This window comes from Microlunatus sp. M237, assembly GCF_056896895.1.
This window is the reverse complement of the sequence record NZ_JBXHBL010000002.1, coordinates 523,127-541,370: the sequence shown is the minus strand read 5'-3', so window position 1 is coordinate 541,370 and position 18,244 is coordinate 523,127. Positions and strand designations below refer to the sequence as shown.

Below are 18,244 nucleotides of genomic sequence, written 5' to 3'. Positions count from 1 at the left end.
TCCGTCGGCGGGCAGTGTCAGCTGGCGATCAGCACCACCAGGTCGCGTGGGCCGTGGACGCCCTCGACCCGGTCCAGCTCGATGTCACTGGTGGCGCTCGGCCCGCTGATCCAGGTCAGCGGCCGGGACGGGTCCAGCCGGCGAACTGCCTCCGGCAGGGAGCCGACGACAGACCCGACCGGAACCACGCAGATGTGCAGGTCGGGGATCAGGGTGATCACCCGGCGCCCCTGGGCCGGACCGCCGTCGAGGACGACCGTGCCGGTCAGCGCGATGCTGACCGCACTGGAGGTGACGACGGCGCTGACCGAGTCCAGTCGGCGTGCCTCCACCGGTGGGTCGTCCCACAGCACCGGACAGGTCACCGTGGTGAGCCAGGTGGGGTCCAGGTCGGCGGGGACGACGACGCTGGTCGCGCCGCGCTGCGCCAGCACGCTGCCGATCACCCGGCCCAGCTCGGCGGTCGGCACCAGGCGTACGTCGGCGCGGTAGTCGTCGATCCGCTCGGCCAGCATGGCCACCAGCTCGTCGGGGTCACTGCCGAGATCGGTCCGGTAGGTCCGCGGCACCGTCACGTCGGCCGCGCCCGTGATCGCCCGGCGTACCGACGACAGCACCTCGTCCCGGCTGCTCATGGCTGTGTTCCCGTCTGGTCATGGTCGTGGTCGACCGGCTCGTGGTGCTTGGCCCACCAGAGGCGGAACGATTCCTTGGGCAGGTCGGGGATCGCGCGGCTCGCGGTCCAGCCGCCGAGCATGCCCGGCAGCCACTTCACATGCCGGGCCACCCCGCGGCCGAGCCCGGCCACCTTCTGCGCCCGGGCCAGCCGCTTCGGGTCGGCGAACGTCCAGGCGGCGGCCTTCATGGCCAGCGACTCCGCGGTAGGAATGGTGTGTGTCGCCTTCTGCTGCACCGCGGCCGCCCGCTGCTCGATCAACACGGTGGGGATGTCGATGGCCACCGGGCACGCTTCATAGCAGGCGCCGCAGAGGCTGGAGGCGAACGGCAGCGCGGCGTCGTGCGGGTCGCTCACCCCGTGCAGCAGTGGGTTGAGGATGGCTCCGATCGGACCCGGATAGACCGACCCGTACGCGTGACCGCCGACCCGCTCGTAGACCGGGCAGACGTTGAGGCAGGCGGAGCAGCGGATGCAGCGCAGTGCCTGTCGACCCACCTCGTCGGCCAGCGCGCGGGTACGCCCGTTGTCGATGAGGATGATGTGCACCTCCTGCGGGCCGTCGCCGGGGGTCACCCCGGTCCACATGGTGGTGTACGGGTTCATCCGCTCCGCGGTCGAGGACCGGGGGAGCACCTGCATGAACACCTCGAGGTCGGCGAAGGTGGGCAGCAGCTTCTCGATCCCGACCACGGACACCAGCACCTCGGGCAGGGTCAGACACATCCGGCCGTTGCCCTCGGACTCGACCACGACCAGGGTGCCGGTCTCGGCCACGGCGAAGTTGGCGCCGGAGAAGGCCACCTTGGTGCCGAGGAACTTCTCCCGCAGGTGCAGCCGAGCGGCCTCGGCCAGCTTGCGCGGCTCGTTGGTCAGGCCCTCAGGGGCCGGTCGACCCACCCCGGCCATCTTGGCCGTGAAGATGTCGCGGATCTCATCCCGGTTGCGGTGGATCGCGGGCACCAGGAAGTGGCTCGGGGTGTCGCCACCGAGCTGCACGATGAGCTCGGCCAGGTCGGTCTCCCAGGCGGAGATGCCGGCTTCCTCCAGGGCCTCGTTGAGGCCGATCTCCTGGGTCGCCATCGACTTCACCTTGATCACGTCGCGGGCGTCGTGCCGCGAGGCGATCTCGATACTGATCCGGCAGGCCTCCGCCGCGTCGACGGCCCAGTGGACCACCGCACCGGCCGCGGTCGCCGCCGCCTCGAACTGCTCGAGATAACGGTCCAGGTTGGCCAGCGTGTGGTCCTTGATGCCGGCGGCGGCCATCCGCAGGTCCTGCCAGTCCGGCAGCTCACCGACCGCGGTCAGTCGCTTGGTGCGGATGGTCTTGGTGGCGTGGCCGAGGTTGCGGCGCAGCTGCTCGTCGCCGAGAGCGATCTTGGCCGCCTCCGGGAACGGCGGCATGCCGAGGAAGGCGGCGCCGGGTTGGGGCCGCAGCCCCAGCGAGCGGGTGCCGGACGGTGTGTTGGCCAGGGCGGCGCTGGGCCGCGGGCTCACCTCGGTCATGCGGTGCTCGCCAGGATCTCGGCCAGGTGCATGGTGCGCACGGGTGCTCTCTCTTTGGTCGCGATGCCGCCCAGGTGCATCAGGCAGGAGGCGTCGGAGGCGCACAGGATGTCGGCGCCGGTGGCGACGACGGACTCGATCTTGTCATGGCCCATGGCGGCGGAGGTCTCGGCGTTCTTGACCGCGAACGTACCGCCGAACCCGCAGCACTGCTCGGCTCCGGGCAGCGTCACCAGCTCGAGACCGCGGACCGCCTCGAGCAGCCGGGTCGGCCGGTCGCCGACGCCCAGCAGCCGGAGCGAGTGGCAGGTGGGGTGGTAGGTCACCGTGTGCTCGAACGTGGCGCCCACGTCGGTCACCCCGAGGACGTCGACCAGGAACTCCGACAGCTCATACACCGGCGGCAGCGAGACTCCGGCCGCCACGTGGTCGCCGTGGTGGCGCAGCATCGCCGCGCAGGAGCCGGACGGCATCACCACCGCCGCCGCTCCGGCGAACGTGTCGGCGAAGCCGCGGACCAGGTCGCCGGCGAGCTCGGGATAGCCGGTGTTCATGTGCATCTGCCCGCAGCAGGTCTGGGCCGCCGGGAAGTCGACCTCGCAGCCCAGCCGCTCCAGCAGCGTCACCGTCGCCCGCCCGACGTCGGGGAACAGCGTGTCCGCCAGACAGGTGATGAACAGGGAGACTCTCACGTGACCTCGATTCGACGCTGACCACGGGGTAGGTGGGCGCTCACACTCTAGTCGAGCGGCCGCCGGACAAAAACGTTTCAAGCGGCGACTCGCGTACGCTGGCGGCCATGACCACCACCTGGGCCCACGCGGTGGCGTACGCCCTGGTCGGCCAGGTGCCCGAGGACCTCGTCGTCCCCGCCCGGATGGGCGCCGACGCGGTGGTGGACCAGCTCGGTGGGGCGGACCTGGTGGCTCGCCACGCTACCGATGCCCGCGCCGCCCACCAGGTGTGGCCGCACCCGCTCCCCGACGAGTTGCGCGCGACCCTGGGACCCGCACAGCTGGCGGCGCTGGTCCGCGCTGCCGTCGAGCTGGTGGCGAGCGCCGACAAGGCGCAGCGACCGGTGATCAGCGACCGTGAGCCGTCACCGCAGGACCGGCGGCTGATGACCGAGGTGCCGCCACACCACGGCGGCTAGCCCGCAGCGACGAGATCAGGAGACGGAACGGTCGCGCAGCAGGTCGCGGATCTCACCGAGCAGGTCCTCGGTGGAAGCGGCCACGGCGGGTTCGTCCTTCTTGCGCAGTGCGGCGAAGCGGTTGTAGGGCATCACCACCCCGAAGTAGATCACCGCCGCGGTGAGCACGAACGCGAACAGCGCGGACAAGAACGGGCCGAGGCTGATGCCGGCCAAGGACACGGTGGAGAAATCGGGTTGCCCACCGACTCTGCCGATGATGTCGAGCAGGAGGTTGGTGAACGCCTTGACCACCGCGGCGAACGCGGTGCCGATGATCACCGCTGTTGCGAGCTCGATCAGATTGCCGCGCATCAGGAACTCTTTGAAGCCCTTCATGGTCCCTCCAGGTATGGGTGTGGTGCGACGCCGTCGCGCCGTGGTCCCTGGCAGGGTACGGGTAGCTAGCGGAGCACGACACCCAGACCTCCGGCCGTCGCGAGCTGGGCGAGTCGTCGTCCGACGACCGCATCGGCCTCCACCAGGACCAGCCCGCCGCCACCGTCGTCGGCTGCCAGCGCCCCGCGTCCTGGCGCTCCCGGGAGGAGGGTCACCACCCGCACGTCAGCCGCGGCCACCACCGGCTCACCGGCCGGGCCGGTGCTGAGCAGGTCGACCCGGTCGCCGACGCGGAGCAGCGCGGCCACGTCGGGGTCGGCCAGGCGGACCGGGGTCAGCACCCGACCGGTCCGCAGCTGCCGACCGGTCAGCAGGTCGGTGGCGCCGAGCACCCGGCCGCGGGTGGCCGGGGCGAGCAGCACCCGGCCGACGACCTGTCCCGGGTCGGACAGCGCGTCATCGGGGACGGCATCGCGTGGCACGCGGTCGAGGCGTACGTCAGCGGCACTCAGCAGTGCACCGGCCGGCACCGGTCGGACCATCCGCAGCACCGCGACACTCGGTGGTGGCGGTGGTGAGGCCGCGCTGATGCCGGTGAGCACGGCGGCCACGGCCGCGACCACGGCGAGCTTGCGCCGGTGCCAGGACACCGCTCGGCGCAGGTCGAGCCAGCGCAACCGCGGGTGCCGGCGGGACGAGGACTGCTTCGGTCGGGGTCGGGTGGGGGCTCGAGACGGGGTCATGCCTCGACGCTGGGCGAGGACGCGACCTCTCGGCCGCGCCATCCACAGCTCAGCCGGCGGCGGCTTTGGACCCTGTGGACGAGTCGCCCTTGGCGGGGGTGGGGGTGCTGGCGGTCTTCGAGCCGGAGTCCGACGAGCCGGACGTCGTGGTCGAGGCGGCGGCGCTGTCGCTCTTCTTCGGCTCGGCGGCGATGGTGCTGCTCTTCTCGCCGCCGTTGGCGGCCCGGCTGTCGGTGCGATAGAAACCGGAGCCCTTGAACACCACACCGACGGCGTTGAAAACCTTGCGCAGCGAGCCCTCGCAGTTGGGGCAGATCGTGAGCGACGGATCGCTGAACTTCTGCACGACCTCGAGCTCGTTGCCGCATTCGGTACAGCGGTACTGGTAGGTAGGCATTTCCGGTCCTTCTATTGCTCCGAGGAACAGACACCCGCAGCGGGGTCAACTAGCACTCAAGCATAGCGACTGCTAACGGATCGGCAGAATGCGCCTTGGCGGCTGCGGGCCTAGGCTGACCCCGTGCGCCTCCTTCCTCGCTGGTTGGTCTTCACCGCCCTGGTCCTCGTCCTCGCGCTCGCCGCACTGTCCAGCCTGGCGGTCGGCACGGCGCGACAGTCCTTCCCCCAGACCAGCGGGCAGCTGAGCCTGCCGGGGCTCGACGCGGAGGTCGAGGTGCTGCGCGACGCCCATGGCGTCCCCCAGATCTACGCCGCCGACGCCGAGGACCTGTTCGCGGCCCAGGGCTTCGTACACGCCCAGGACCGGTTCTATGAGATGGACGTCCGGCGGCACATCACCGCCGGCCGGCTGTCGGAGCTGTTCGGCGCCTCCCAGGTGGAGACCGACGCCTACATCCGCACCATGGGGTGGCGTCGGGTGGCCGAGCAGGAGGTGGCGCTGCTGTCCTCCAGGACCCGGCGCTATCTGGATGCGTACGCCTCTGGCGTCAACGCCTATCTGGCCACCCGCTCCGCCGGCGAGCTGTCGCTGGAATACAGCGTGCTGGGGCTGCAAGGGCTCGACTACACCCCCGAGGACTGGACCGCGGCCGACTCGGTGGCCTGGCTCAAGGCGATGGCCTGGGACCTGAGCAGCAACCGCACCGAGGAGACCGAGCGAGCACTGCTCACCCCGCGGCTCGGCGACGCCCGGGTGTCCGAGCTCTATCCCGACTTCGACCTCGAGGCCTTCGCCCCGATCGTGGGTGCGGGCAACGTGGTCGGCGACGTGTTCGATCCCGCCGCCAGCTCGGGTTCGGCCCGCCCCGTTCCGGCCGCGAGCAACACGCCGGTCACCGCTGAGGTGACTCGGGCGCTCACCGCCGCGGCCCGGGCGGACGCAGCCATCCCGCCGCTGGTCGGTGCCGGTCTGGGCGGGGAGACCGGATCCAACTCGTGGGTGGTGTCGGGGGAGCGTACGGTCAGCGGAAAGCCGATCCTGTCCAACGACCCGCACCTGGCCACCTCGATCCCGTCGATCTTCGCCCAGGTCGGCCTGCACTGCACCACGGTGTCGGCGGCCTGCCCCTTCGACGTCTCCGGTTACAGCTTCTCCGGGATGCCCGGAGTGATCATCGGCAAGAACACCACCATCGCGTGGGGTTTCACCACCAGCTATCCCGACGTGGAGGACCTGTACCTGGAGCAGGTGTCCGACGGCGCCGTCCGCGAGGGCGAGCGGTATGTGCCGCTGGAGATCCGGACCGAGCAGATCTCGGTGTCGGGGGAGAGCCAGCCGCGGACGATCACCATCCGCAGCTCCAAGCACGGTCCGCTGCTGTCGGACGTGGACGAGCAGCTCAGCCGGGTCGGACTGGCTCAGCCGCGCGACGGTGCGTACGCCGTGGCGCTGAGCTGGGTCGCGCTCACTCCGAGCCGGACGATGGACGCGGTGTTCGCACTGAACGCTGCGACCGGCTTCGAGGAGTTCCGGGCGGCGGCCAAGCTGTTGAGCTCGCCGTCGCAGAATCTGATCTACGGCGACGTCAACGGCAACATCGGCTATCAGCTCCCGGGCGCCATCCCGATCCGCGGCAAGGGCGACGGGCGTACGCCGGCTCCCGGCTGGGATGCCCGCTACGACTGGCAGGGGACGATCCCGTTCGAGGAGCTGCCGTGGGCGTACAACCCGCCGAGCGGCTATCTGGTGGCGGCCAACCAGCCGATCATCGGTACGCAGTACCCGTACCGGCTGGGCACCGGCTACTCCTACGGGTGGCGTAGCCAGGAGATCGCCGACACCCTGCAGGAGTCGCCCAAGCTGACACTGGACGCGGCCGAGAAGATCTTCTACGACGACACCATCCGGTTCGCCGCCGACGTGGTGCCCGGCCTGCTCAAGGTCAAGGTCACCGATCCCTGGGTGGCGGAGGGCCAGCAGACGCTGGTGGGCTGGGATTACGGCGCCGCATCCGGGTCCGCGGCGGCGGCGTACTTCAACGTCGTGGTGCACAACATCTTGAAGTCGACCTTCCGCGACGAGCTGCCCGAGGAGCTCTGGCCGGGTGGTGGGGACCGCTGGTTCGCGGTGCTGGCCAGGCTGATGAAGCAGCCCAAGAACCAGTGGTGGGACGACACCACCACCGCCGACAAGGTGGAGACGCGCGACGACATCTTGCTGCTCGCGATGACCAATGCCCGCAAGGAGAGCACCTCGCTGATGGCGCGCGACACCGAGGACTGGTCCTGGGGCAGGCTGCACCGGGTGCAGCTGCGCAACACCACCCTCGGAGTGAGCGGGGTCGCGCCGGTGGAGCGGCTCTTCAACCGCGGGAACTACGCCGTGGACGGTGGGCCGGCCGTGGTGAACGCGCTGGCCTACGACGACCGCGACGGCTACACGGTGGTCAGTGGGCCGACGATGCGGATGCTGGTCGATTTCTCCGACCTGGACGCCTCTCGGTGGGTGAACCAGAGCGGTGCGTCCGGGCACGCTTTCAGTCCTCATTACGACGACCAGACCGCCCTGTGGGCCGCCAACCGGATGTGGCCGTTCCGCTCCACCCGGACCGCGATCGAGGCCGCGACGGTGGAGCGGCTGCAGCTGGTCCCCGGCGGCTAGGTCGGCGGCGGCGTCGACCGTTGCCAAAGTGGGCTGCGGTCGCTACGTTGACCGGCATCGTCGAAGCGCTTCGACGACCCGGACGAAGGAGTCGAGGCTGCCCACCCAGACCGCCCCCGCGCCCCTCGCCGGAACCCGGTCAGCCGGGCGGTGCCGTGCTGGCGCGCTCGGTGACCAGTGGTGGCAGCAGCCGGGTCTCGGCCGGTTGGTCGGCGACGCTGCGGGCGATGGCCAGGTCCACCGCCAGCGAGCCGATGCGCGTCCCGGGGATATCGATCGCCGTCAGCGGCACGGCTTGGCCCTGAGCCAGCAGCGCCGGGCAGAGGGCCAGCACGGAGACGTCGCCGGGGACCACCAGCCCACGGTCGCGCAGCCGGCTGAGTACGCCGGGCAGGGCGGCCTCGTTGTGCACCACCACAGCGCTCAGGTCGGGCTCCCGGTCGAGCAGCCGGTCGACGGCCTCGCCGCCGCCGACATGGCTGCCCTGGCTGAGCTCGATGACCGTGTCCACCCCGGCCAGCTGTGTCTGGTGCCGATAGCCCCGCAGCATCCGGTCGGCGTAGGAGGTGTGCCGGCCGAGCACGGTCGGCGTCGGCCCGACCAACCCCAGCCGGGCGTGGCCCAGGTCGACGAGGTGCTGCACGGCCAGGCGTCCGGCGGCTTCGAAGTCGAGGTCAACACAGCTCATCCCGCGCGGCGACTCCGGCAGCCCGATCAGCACGGCGGGCTGCCGCATCGCTGCCAGGGCAGGGATCCGCGGGTCGTCCACCTCCACGTCCATCATGATCACGGCGTCGACCATGGACCCCGAGCTGACTCGTTCGATCCCCTGCGCGTCGTCCTGGGTGAGCAGCAAGACGTCCAGCTCGTAGTGCCGCGCCCGGGTGGCCACGCCGGCCACGAAGTCCATGATCACGCTGACGTTGACGTCCGGGCGCAACGGTGCGACCAGGCCCAGCACCTTGGTCCGGGCAGAAGCCAGGGCGCGGGCGCCGGCATGGGGGCGGAAGTCGAGGTCGCGGATGGCCCGCTCGACCCGGGTTCGGGTGGCGGTGGAGATCGGGCGCTTTCCGCTGAGCACGTACGACACGGTGGAGGTCGACACACCCGCCGCCTCAGCGACGTCGGAGATGGTGGCCATGGTGCTCCGGTTCTGCAGAAAGGTGACCTCAGATGACGACGATAGCCCAGCAGCGACCGACCCTCGCCGCGCTGACGAAGCGCTACGGCATCCTGTTCGGGGCTGACTACAACCCCGAGCAGTGGCCGACCGAGACCTGGGCCGATGACGCCCGCCTGATGCGGGCCGCCGGGGTGAACCTCGCCACCGTCGGTGTCTTCAGTTGGTCCTCACTCGAGCCCACGCCCGACGCCCGCGACTGGGCCTGGCTGGACACCGTGATGGACCTGCTGCACGACCACGGCGTGGCCGTGGATCTGGCCACCCCGACGGCGTCGCCACCGCCGTGGCTGGGGACCCGCTGGCCAGAAGCCCTAGCGGTCGACGCCGCCGGGGTACGGATGCACCACGGCTCGCGCAACCATTTCTGCCCGACGTCGCGGATCTACCGCGACCGGTCCCTGGCTCTGGTGTCGGATCTGGCCGACCGATACGCCGACCACCCCGGGCTGGCGATGTGGCACGTCGGCAACGAGTACGGCCAGGTCTGCTACTGCGACAGCTGCGCCGTCGCCTTCCGGGACTGGCTGACGAAGCGCTACGGCGACGTGGCCACCCTGAACCAGGCCTGGGGCACCGCTTTCTGGAGTCAGCAGTACGCCGACTTCGCCGAGGTCATCCCGCCCCGGACCGCGCCGTACCTGATCAACCCCACCTCGCTGCTCGACTATCGACGCTTCGCCTCGGACGCCTTGCTCGAGCTCTATCTCGAGCAGCAGCGACTGCTCCGGCAGCGCACCCCGCAGCTCCCGATCACCACCAACTTCATGGGGTTCTTCGCCGGTGCCGACTACCGTCGCTGGGCGCCGCACCTGGACGTGGTGGCCGACGACGCGTACCCGGATCCGACCGATCCCGACGCGCCGGCCGACAGTGCGCTGACCCACGACCTGATGCGAACGCTGGCCGCCGGTCGGGGCTGGATGATGATGGAGCAGGCCTGGGGTGCGGTGAACTGGCGCGAGCACAATGTGCCCAAGTCGCCGGCCCGGATGCGGCTCGACTCCCTGCAGGCGGTGGCCCACGGGGCCGACGGCTCGTGCTTCTTCCAGTGGCGCGCCTCGCGCTCGGGCTCGGAGCGGTTCCACGCCGCCCTGCTGCCGCACGCGGGCCCGGACTCGCGGATCCACCAGGCTGCCCGGGCCCACGGCGCCGAGCTGCAGCGGCTGTCCGGTGTGGTCGGCGCGGTGCCGGCGGCCGACGTGGCGATGATCTTCGACTGGGACAGCTGGTGGGCGGCCGACCAGCGCGCGCTGCCGACCAACCGGTTGCAGCCGCTGGAGCAGCTGCGGGCCTGGTATCGGCCGCTGTGGCGCCGCGGCGTCGGGGTGGACGTCTGCGGCTCCGACGCCGACCTGTCCGGCTATCGGGTGGTGCTGGCTCCCTCGGTGTTCCTGCTGCCCGATGCCGCCGTGGCCGCTCTCGCCGACTACGTCGCCGCCGGCGGCACCTTGGTACTCGGGCCGTTCAGCGCGGTGGTCGATCGCGACGCCCGGGTGCGTACCGGCCGCTTCCCGGTCGGGCTGACCGAGGTGGTCGGCGGCAGCGGCGAAGAGTGGCTGCCGCTGGCCGAGCCGGTCCAGCTCGTCTCCTCGGAGCTGGGCAACGCGATGGCCAGCCGCTGGGCCGAGCGGCTTCGGGCCGACTCCGCCGAGGTGCTGGCCCGCTTCGCCGGCGGACCCGTGGACGGGGGCCCGGCCGTGCTCCGCTCGAGCCACGGCCGTGGCCGGTGCTACTACGTCGCCACGGTGCCCGCCGACGCTCAGCTGGGCCGGCTGTTGGCGGGTGTGCTCGACGCCGCGGAGGTGCGTACGCCCGGCGCCGAGCTGCCCGACGGCGTCGAGGTGGTCCGCCGCGGAGCGCACCTGTTCCTGCTCAACCACACCAGCTCCGACCACCGGATCACCCTGACGACGTCACAGCGCGACCTGTTGACCGGGACCCGCCACCACGACCACCTCGACCTCCTCGCCGGGGACGCAGCGGTCCTGATCGAGGAGTGAGATGAAGTTCAACGACGGCTACTGGCTGCTCCGGCCCGGGCTCACCCTGCTCAAGCCTGGCGACATCGACGAGGTGGTCCAGGTCGGCGACTCACTGGTGGCGTACTGCCCGACGGCGCCGATCACCCGCCGCGGCGACACCCTCAACCGGCCGATGCTGACCGTCACCTTCGACGCCCCGGCCGCCAATGTCATCGGGGTGCGGGTCGAGCACTTCACCGGAGTCCGCCACCGCAGGCCGGACTTCCAGCTCAACCGCGCCGACGTACGCCCCGAGATCACCACCGCCGACCCTCGGCCCGGGATCAGCACTGCGGGCCGCAGCGGCAGCCTGCGCTCCGGCGCCCTGACCGTCCAGGTCAGCCCGGAGCAGGGCTGGCAGGCCGACTTCGTCGCCGACGACCGGGTGCTGACCCGGTCCACCGCGCGCGGGATGGGCGTGATCACCGACGCCGACGGTCAGTCGTTCGTGCGGGAGCAGCTGGCGCTGGGCGTCGGCGCCCATGTGTACGGGATGGGGGAGCGGTTCGGGCCACTGGTCAAGAACGGCCAGTCGGTCGACATCTACAACGCCGACGGCGGGACGGCGAGCGAGCAGGCATACAAGAACGTGCCGTTCTATCTCACCGACGACGGCTACGGGGTGTTCGTGGCCCACCCCGAACGGGTCAGCTTCGAGGTCGGCAGCGAGGTGGTGTCGCGGACCCAGTTCTCCGTCGCGGGCCAGTCGCTGCAGTACTACGTCATCTACGGCCCCACCCCGGCCGACATCCTGCGCAGCTACACCGCGCTCACCGGTCGTCCGGCCGCAGTGCCCGACTGGTCCTACGGGTTGTGGCTCTCGACGTCGTTCACCACCGACTACGACGAGGCCACGGTCACCTCGTTCATCGACGGCATGGCGGCGCGGGACCTGCCGCTGAGCGTCTTCCACTTCGACTGCTTCTGGATGCGCCGGTTCCACTGGTGCGACTTCGTCTGGGACCCGGCCACCTTCCCCGACCCGGCAGGAATGCTGGCCCGGCTGAAGGCTCGCGGGCTGAAGATCTGCGTCTGGATCAACCCCTATATCGCGCAGCGCTCGCAGCTGTTCACCGAGGGCAAGGAGCTCGGCTATCTGGTCACCACCGACACCGGCGACGTCTGGCAGTGGGACCTGTGGCAGGCGGGGATGGCGCTGGTGGACTTCACCAACCCGGCCGCGTCCACCTGGTACGCCGACAAGCTGAAGCAGCTGCTGGAGATGGGAGTCGACGCGTTCAAGACCGACTTCGGCGAGCGGATCCCGACCGAGGGCATCCGCTGGCACGACGGCTCCGATCCGGAACGGATGCACAACTACTACGCCCAGCTCTACAACGCGTGCGTGTTCGACCTGCTCCGGACCGAGCGCGGTGAGGGCGAGGCTGTGGTGTTCGCCCGGGCCGCGACCGCGGGCGGCCAGCAGTTCCCGGTGCACTGGGGCGGCGACTGCGAATCGACGTACGCCTCGATGGCCGAGTCGCTGCGCGGCGGCCTGTCGCTGGCGCTGTCCGGCTTCGGCTACTGGAGCCACGACATCGGCGGTTTCGAGGGCACCCCCGACGCCGGGGTGTTCAAGCGCTGGCTGGCCTTCGGGTTGTTGTCCTCGCACTCGAGGCTGCACGGCTCCAGCTCCTACCGGGTGCCGTGGGCCTTCGACGAGGAGGCCGTGGCGCTCGCGCGCGATTTCACCCGGCTCAAGCTGTCCTTGATGCCCTACCTGTCACAGCTCGGTCGGCAGGCCCACGCCGAAGGGCTGCCGGTGATGCGACCGATGCTGCTGGAGTTCCCCGAGGATCGCAGTGCCCGGGTGCTGGACACCCAGTATCTGCTCGGTGACCAGCTGCTGGTGGCGCCGGTGTTCGACCCCGACGGCTGGGCGGAGTTCTATCTGCCCGCGGGCCTATGGACGCACCTGCTGACCGGAGAGCAGCTTTCCGGTCCCGCGTGGCACCGCCGGCAGTACGGCTTCGACTCACTGCCGTTGTTCGTCCGTCCCGGGTCGGTGCTGCCGCGGGGCGCCCGGACCGACCGCCCGGATTACGACCACCGCGACGCGGTCACGCTCGAGGTGTACGCCTTCGCCGACGGCGACCGCCGGGTGGTCACCGTCGGCCCCGAGAACATCGCGGCGGTCTTCACGGTCGAGCGCCAAGGCGACGTGCTGCGCGTGGTCGCCGAGGGCACTGAGCTGCCGTGGACGGTGCGGGTGGTCGGCACCGCAGCGACTGCGCAGGCGGGCGGCGCCGGCGAGGTCGTGCTCGACCTGTCCTGACGATTACACGGATGCGGTCCGGACCACGCAGCGTTACGATGGGGCCACAGGCGTCGACCCGGCTATCACCGGCGAGCCTCCGGAAGAACCAGCCGTACGGCTGCAGTAGAACCGGACGGGTGGGCCCGTGATCGCCTTCGACCAGAGTGGTCGTGCACGCCGGTTCGACCGGTCGGCACGGCAAGCGGGGTGGTACCGCGGTGGGAACACCGTCCTCGTGCGAGCACAGGCCACGAGGAAGAGAGACCCCGATCATGACGTACCCCAAGGCGAGCGCCGCCCAGGTCCCTGGCAGTGAGGCGTTCCGCGTCCCGTCGAGCCCGAAGTTCGCCGAGATCGAGGAGCGGGTGCTGGCGTACTGGAAGGCCGACGACACCTTCACCGCCTCGGTCGAGCGCAACCCCGCCGGCGAGAACGGCGCCAACGAGTTCGTGTTCTACGACGGCCCCCCGTTCGCGAACGGCCTGCCGCACTACGGCCACCTGCTGACCGGCTACGTCAAAGACATCGTGCCGCGGTTCCAGACCATGCGGGGCAAGCATGTCGAGCGCCGCTTCGGCTGGGACTGCCACGGGCTGCCCGCCGAGCTGGAGGCGATGTCCCAGCTGGGGCTGAAGACCAAGGACGACATCCTCGAGCTGGGGATCGAGAAGTTCAACCAGGCATGCCGGGACTCGGTGCTGCGCTACACCGGCGAGTGGCAGGACTACGTCACCCGACAGGCCCGTTGGGTCGACTTCGACCATGACTACAAGACGCTGAACCCGCAATACATGGAGAGCGTGCTGTGGGCCTTCAAGTCCTTGTATGACAAGGGTCTGGTCTACGAGGGCATGCGGGTGCTGCCGTACTGCTGGAACGACGAGACGCCGCTGTCCAGCCACGAGCTGCGGATGGACGACGACGTCTACCAAGATCGACAAGACCCGGCCGTCACCGTCGGCTTCCGGCTGGAGACCGGCGAGCTGGGCCTGATCTGGACCACCACGCCGTGGACCCTGCCGAGCAACCTGGCGATGGCGGTCAACCCGGACATCGACTATGTCGTGGTCGAGCACGACGGCGAGCGCTATCTGCTGGCCGAGGCTCGCGTCGGTGCGTACGCCCGCGAGCTGGGTGAGGACGCCGCCGACCACATCGTCGAGCGCTGCAAGGGAGCTGAGCTGCTCGGCCGGCGCTACACGCCGCCGTTCTCCTACTTCGTCGGAAGCGAGAACGCCCACCGGGTGCTGGCCGCGGACTACGTCACCACCGAGGACGGCACAGGCATCGTGCACATCGCCCCCGCCTTCGGCGAGGAGGACAAGGCAGTCACCGACGCCGCCGGCATCGCTGCGGTGGTGCCGGTCGACGCCGGCGGCCGGTTCACCACCGAGGTGGCCGACTATGCAGGGATCCAGGTGTTCGACGCCAACGCGTTGATCATCGACGACCTCAAGGCCCGGACCCGGGGTGAGGAGGCGGGCTCGACCACCGCAGGCACCGTGCTGCTGCGCCAGGAGACATACCAGCACTCCTATCCACACTGCTGGCGCTGTCGCAACCCGCTGATCTACAAGGCGGTCTCGAGCTGGTTCGTCGAGGTGACCAAGTTCAAGGACCGGATGGTCGAGCTCAACGGCGAGATCAACTGGGTGCCCGATCACGTCAAGGACGGCCAGTTCGGCAAGTGGCTGTCCAACGCGCGCGACTGGTCGATCAGCCGCAACCGCTTCTGGGGCAGCCCGATCCCGGTCTGGAAGTCCGACGACCCGCGCTACCCGCGGGTCGACGTCTACGGCTCCATCGCCGAGCTGGAGGCCGACTTCGGCGTCTCGGTGCCCGACCTGCACCGGCCCTACATCGACGAGCTGACCCGGCCCAACCCCGACGACCCGACCGGTGCGTCGACCATGCGCCGGATCGAGGACGTGTTCGACGTCTGGTTCGACTCCGGCTCGATGCCGTACGCCCAGGTGCACTATCCGTTCGAGAACACCGAGTGGTTCGAGCACCACTACCCGGGCGACTTCATCGTGGAATACATCGGGCAGACCCGCGGCTGGTTCTATCTGATGCACGTGCTGGCCACGGCGTTGTTCGACCGGCCGGCGTTCCTCAACTGCATCAGCCACGGCATCGTGCTGGGCAGCGACGGGCAGAAGATGAGCAAGTCACTGCGGAACTATCCCGACGTCCGTGAGGTCTTCGACCGCGACGGTGCCGACGCGATGCGCTGGTTCTTGATGTCGTCGCCGATCCTGCGTGGCGGCAACCTGATCGTCACCGAGCAGGGGATCCGCGAGAGCGTCCGGCAGGTGCTCATCCCGCTGTGGAACGCGTGGTATTTCTTCTCCCTGTACGCCAACGTGGCCGACGGGGGCGCGGGCTATGACGCCGTCCCCAGCACCGCGTCCGAGGACGTCCTGGACCGCTACATCCTGGCCAAGCTACGCCGGTTCACCGAGACGGTGGCCGAGCAGCTGGAGGGGCTCGAGATCGCTGCCGCCTGCGACGCGACCCGGAGCTTCCTCGACGTGCTGTCCAACTGGTACATCCGCCGGTCGCGTGACCGCTTCTGGGACGGCGAGTCGGCCGCCTCGCGGGCCGCCTTCGACACCTTGTTCACGGTGCTGGAGACGACCTGTCGGACCGTGGCACCGCTGCTGCCGCTGACCACCGAAGAGATCTGGCGTGGTCTGACCGGCGAGCGCTCGGTGCATCTGACCGACTGGCCCGACGCGGACCAGCTGCCGGCCGACGACGCACTGGTCGCCGCCATGGATCGGGTCCGCGAGGTCTGCTCGGTCGGGTCGGCGCTGCGCAAGGCGGAGAACCTGCGGGTCCGGCTGCCGCTGAGCTCGCTGACCGTGGTCGCCGACGATGCGGCCGCGCTGACCCCGTTCGTCTCCTTGATCACCGACGAGCTCAACGTCCGTGAGGTACGCCTGACCGACCTCGCCGATGCGGGCGAGGGTGCGTTCGGCGTTCGGCAGTCGTTGTCGGTCAATGCTCGCGCCGCGGGTCCGCGGCTCGGGCGCGAGGTCCAGACCGCCATCCGGGCGAGCAAGAGCGGCGACTGGTCGGTGGCCGACGACGGCACCGTGGTCGCGGGTGGGATCGCTTTGGCGGAAGGGGAGTACACGCTGCAGACGGTGGTGGCCGACGCCGCCGCCGACGACCACCGGGCGGTGATGATGCTGCCCGGTTCCGGCTTCGTGATCTTGGACACCGAGGTCACCGCCGAGCTGGCCGCGGAAGGACTGGCCCGCGACGTGGTGCGCGCCGTCCAGCAGGCCCGGCGCGACGCCGGGCTCGAGGTGGGCGACCGGATCGAGCTGGTGCTGGCCGGGGACGCGGAGGTGCGCGCCGCGCTGACGGCGCACCAGCAGCTGATCAGCGCCGAGACCCTGGCCGCGTCGCTCACCGTGGCGGAGACAGCACCGGCGGGCGCCACCGCGGCGGATGTCGGCGAGAAGCAGCAGGTGCTGGTGGCGCTGACTCGGGTCTGAGACGGGTCAGTCGTCGATGCGGGGCTGGCACGGAGTCAGCCCCGCAGGGCGGACGATGGCGCTCACCCGGTGGTCCCACGGTTCCACCGGGAGGGTGTCCAGCAGCTCGTCGTCGTTGAGCAGCAACCAGGAGGCGGTGTCGGTCGCCAGGTGCTGCAGGGCTCGGTCGTACCAGCCGCCACCGCGGCCCAGCCGGAACCCGTCAGCAGTGCCGGCCAGCCCGGCGCACACCACCACCGAAGCCGTCCCGAGGGCAGCGGGGCCGAGCGGAGTGGTGGTGGGCTCGAGGATGCCGAAGGAGCCGGTCCGCAGCTGGTCGGGACCGCCGTAGGGCGCCCAGTTCGGCTGCGGCGGGCGTACACCGTCGGGCAGCACGGGCAGCAGCACCCGTACGTCGTGCGAGGCGAGCCAGCCGATCAGCTCGAAGGTGCCCGGCTCCGTGGCCGTGGACAGATACGCCGCCACCGTCGGACGGGACTGCCCGGCGAGCAGCGGGGTCAGCGCGTGGCGCAGGTGTTCGAACCGGGCGTGGTCATCGGCGGCCCGCTGAGCGTCGGAGCGGGATTCCCGCCGCAGCCAGATCGCGTGGCGGAGCAGGTTCTTCGCCTGCCGGAAGGCATCTGCGTCGGCATCGGGCGTGGGGGAGCGGTCGGGCATCTGGCCAGCGTACGACCTGGTCGCCCGACCAGCGTTCGTCGCGGGACTCGGTCAGCGCGTGGGCGGTGCGGTGGTGGACCGCGGCACCAGCCGGGTGGCGACCTCGACCTGCAGCCGTTCGCCTACGTTCCCGCGCGCCAGCGCGACGGCCAAGGCGCCGGCCTGCTCGCCGAGGGAGCTGACCGGCTGGGCGATCGTGCTGAGGCCGAAGACGGCGGCCATCTCGTGATCGTCGAAGCCGAGCACCGAGATGTCTCGGGGGACCTGCAGTCCCGCTGCGGCAAGCGCCGGCAGCAGGGTGAGGGCCAGCTGGTCCGACTCGGCGAACACGGCGGTGGGCAGGGTCGGCGCTGTCAGCAGTGCCGCCACCGCGGCGGCGCCGTCCGCCCCCTCAGCGAGCTCGAGCGGGCGGAGTCCGCCGGGGTCCAGGCCACTGGCGCGTGCCGCGGTCAGGAAACCCTCGATCCGGCGGGTGGCGCTCCAGCTGAAGTCCGGGCGGGGGAGATGGTGCAGAAAGCTCACCCGACGGTGCCCGAGGTTGAGCAGATAGCGGGTTCCCGCCGCCGCGGCGGCCGCGTCGTCGATGGAGACGCTCGCGGCGCCGAGTCGCTCCTGGTTGACATACACCACCGGCATCTGGAGGGCGGCCAGCCGCTCGTGCTCGTCGGGGGTGAGGGAGAACGAGGCCACCACCAACGCATCGGCGTTGCGGCGTGCCGGCAGCTCGGCGAAGAAGGTCTGCCGCTCGCCGAGGTCCCGGATGCGATACAGCAGCAGATCCTGGCCCTGCGCGTGCAGGCTGGCGTAGAGACCGTCGAGGACCGAGCCGTTGAACCACGAGCGCAGCTCGTCGCCGACTAGCACCGCGATCCGGTCCAGCCGGCCAGTGGCGAGGCTGGAAGCCGACCGCGAGACGCTGAAGGACAGCTCGGACGCTGCCGCCAGCACCCGCTCCCGGGTGGTGGCCGACACCAGGGCGGAGCCGCGCAGGGCGCGAGACACTGTCGCCGCCGAAACGCCGGCCCGTCGCGCCACATCGGCCATGGTCGCTCCGGGTGCGGGCGGCTCGGCCCGGCCGTTGTCGGCAGTCATGACCC

14 protein-coding genes are annotated in these 18,244 nt (G+C 70.5%); 5 read left to right on the top strand and 9 right to left on the bottom strand.

Features of this window, described 5'->3' with window-relative positions:
* Nucleotides 1-17: 17 nt before the first annotated feature.
* From AC1XX3_RS08765 to AC1XX3_RS08755, 3 genes are read right to left on the bottom strand one after another with little or no spacing between them, the layout of a single operon-like run.
* A complete protein-coding gene (locus AC1XX3_RS08765; RefSeq protein ID WP_483320703.1) occupies nt 18-635 on the bottom strand; it encodes a LutC/YkgG family protein in 618 nt (205 codons plus the stop codon).
* Nucleotides 632-2,185, bottom strand: a complete 1,554-nt coding sequence (locus tag AC1XX3_RS08760; protein ID WP_483320702.1) for a lactate utilization protein B — start codon at nt 2,183-2,185, stop codon at nt 632-634. Before AC1XX3_RS08760 ends, AC1XX3_RS08765 begins: the two co-directional genes overlap by 4 nt.
* Nucleotides 2,182-2,877, bottom strand: coding sequence for a (Fe-S)-binding protein (locus AC1XX3_RS08755; RefSeq protein ID WP_483320701.1), 696 nt, complete (start codon nt 2,875-2,877; stop codon nt 2,182-2,184). The genes AC1XX3_RS08760 and AC1XX3_RS08755 overlap by 4 nt, the downstream gene beginning before the upstream one ends.
* Before the next feature lie 107 nt (nt 2,878-2,984).
* Here AC1XX3_RS08755 and AC1XX3_RS08750 point away from each other — a divergent pair, with 107 nt between their 5' ends.
* A complete protein-coding gene (locus AC1XX3_RS08750; RefSeq protein ID WP_483320700.1) occupies nt 2,985-3,338 on the top strand; it encodes a hypothetical protein in 354 nt (117 codons plus the stop codon).
* A gap of 15 nt (nt 3,339-3,353) precedes the next feature.
* Here AC1XX3_RS08750 and AC1XX3_RS08745 read toward each other — a convergent pair whose 3' ends face one another.
* From AC1XX3_RS08745 to AC1XX3_RS08735, 3 genes are all read right to left on the bottom strand, one after another.
* Nucleotides 3,354-3,716 carry an MscL family protein gene (locus tag AC1XX3_RS08745; protein ID WP_483320699.1) on the bottom strand — a complete coding sequence of 121 codons (363 nt, stop codon included), beginning with the start codon at nt 3,714-3,716 and terminating at the stop codon, nt 3,354-3,356.
* Between the two features lie 65 nt (nt 3,717-3,781).
* A complete protein-coding gene (locus AC1XX3_RS08740; protein ID WP_483320698.1) occupies nt 3,782-4,459 on the bottom strand; it encodes an SAF domain-containing protein in 678 nt (225 codons plus the stop codon).
* A gap of 49 nt (nt 4,460-4,508) precedes the next feature.
* Nucleotides 4,509-4,856: an FmdB family zinc ribbon protein gene (locus AC1XX3_RS08735; RefSeq protein ID WP_483320697.1), complete on the bottom strand. Its 348-nt coding sequence runs from the start codon at nt 4,854-4,856 to the stop codon at nt 4,509-4,511.
* 123 nt (nt 4,857-4,979) lie between these two features.
* Here AC1XX3_RS08735 and AC1XX3_RS08730 point away from each other — a divergent pair, with 123 nt between their 5' ends.
* Entirely contained in the window at nt 4,980-7,520 is a 2,541-nt protein-coding gene (locus tag AC1XX3_RS08730) for a penicillin acylase family protein (RefSeq protein ID WP_483320696.1), read from the top strand.
* 139 nt (nt 7,521-7,659) lie between these two features.
* Here the strand turns inward: AC1XX3_RS08730 and AC1XX3_RS08725 are convergent, their stop codons facing one another.
* Nucleotides 7,660-8,661 carry a LacI family DNA-binding transcriptional regulator gene (locus tag AC1XX3_RS08725; protein ID WP_483320695.1) on the bottom strand — a complete coding sequence of 334 codons (1,002 nt, stop codon included), beginning with the start codon at nt 8,659-8,661 and terminating at the stop codon, nt 7,660-7,662.
* 32 nt (nt 8,662-8,693) lie between these two features.
* Between AC1XX3_RS08725 and AC1XX3_RS08720 the strand changes: the two genes are divergently transcribed.
* From AC1XX3_RS08720 to ileS, 3 genes are all read left to right on the top strand, one after another.
* Nucleotides 8,694-10,703, top strand: a complete 2,010-nt coding sequence (locus AC1XX3_RS08720) for a beta-galactosidase (RefSeq protein WP_483320694.1) — start codon at nt 8,694-8,696, stop codon at nt 10,701-10,703.
* Nucleotide 10,704: 1 nt separating this feature from the next.
* Nucleotides 10,705-12,999, top strand: coding sequence for an alpha-xylosidase (gene yicI / locus AC1XX3_RS08715; protein ID WP_483320693.1), 2,295 nt, complete (start codon nt 10,705-10,707; stop codon nt 12,997-12,999).
* Nucleotides 13,000-13,253: 254 nt separating this feature from the next.
* Nucleotides 13,254-16,490 (top strand): isoleucine--tRNA ligase, encoded by a 3,237-nt coding sequence (gene ileS / locus AC1XX3_RS08710; RefSeq protein WP_483320692.1) that lies wholly within the window; start codon nt 13,254-13,256, stop codon nt 16,488-16,490.
* 6 nt (nt 16,491-16,496) lie between these two features.
* Here ileS and AC1XX3_RS08705 read toward each other — a convergent pair whose 3' ends face one another.
* Nucleotides 16,497-17,147: a 5-formyltetrahydrofolate cyclo-ligase gene (locus AC1XX3_RS08705; RefSeq protein WP_483320691.1), complete on the bottom strand. Its 651-nt coding sequence runs from the start codon at nt 17,145-17,147 to the stop codon at nt 16,497-16,499.
* Between the two features lie 51 nt (nt 17,148-17,198).
* Nucleotides 17,199-18,239, bottom strand: coding sequence for a LacI family DNA-binding transcriptional regulator (locus tag AC1XX3_RS08700; RefSeq protein WP_483320690.1), 1,041 nt, complete (start codon nt 18,237-18,239; stop codon nt 17,199-17,201).
* Nucleotides 18,240-18,244 lie beyond the last annotated feature (5 nt).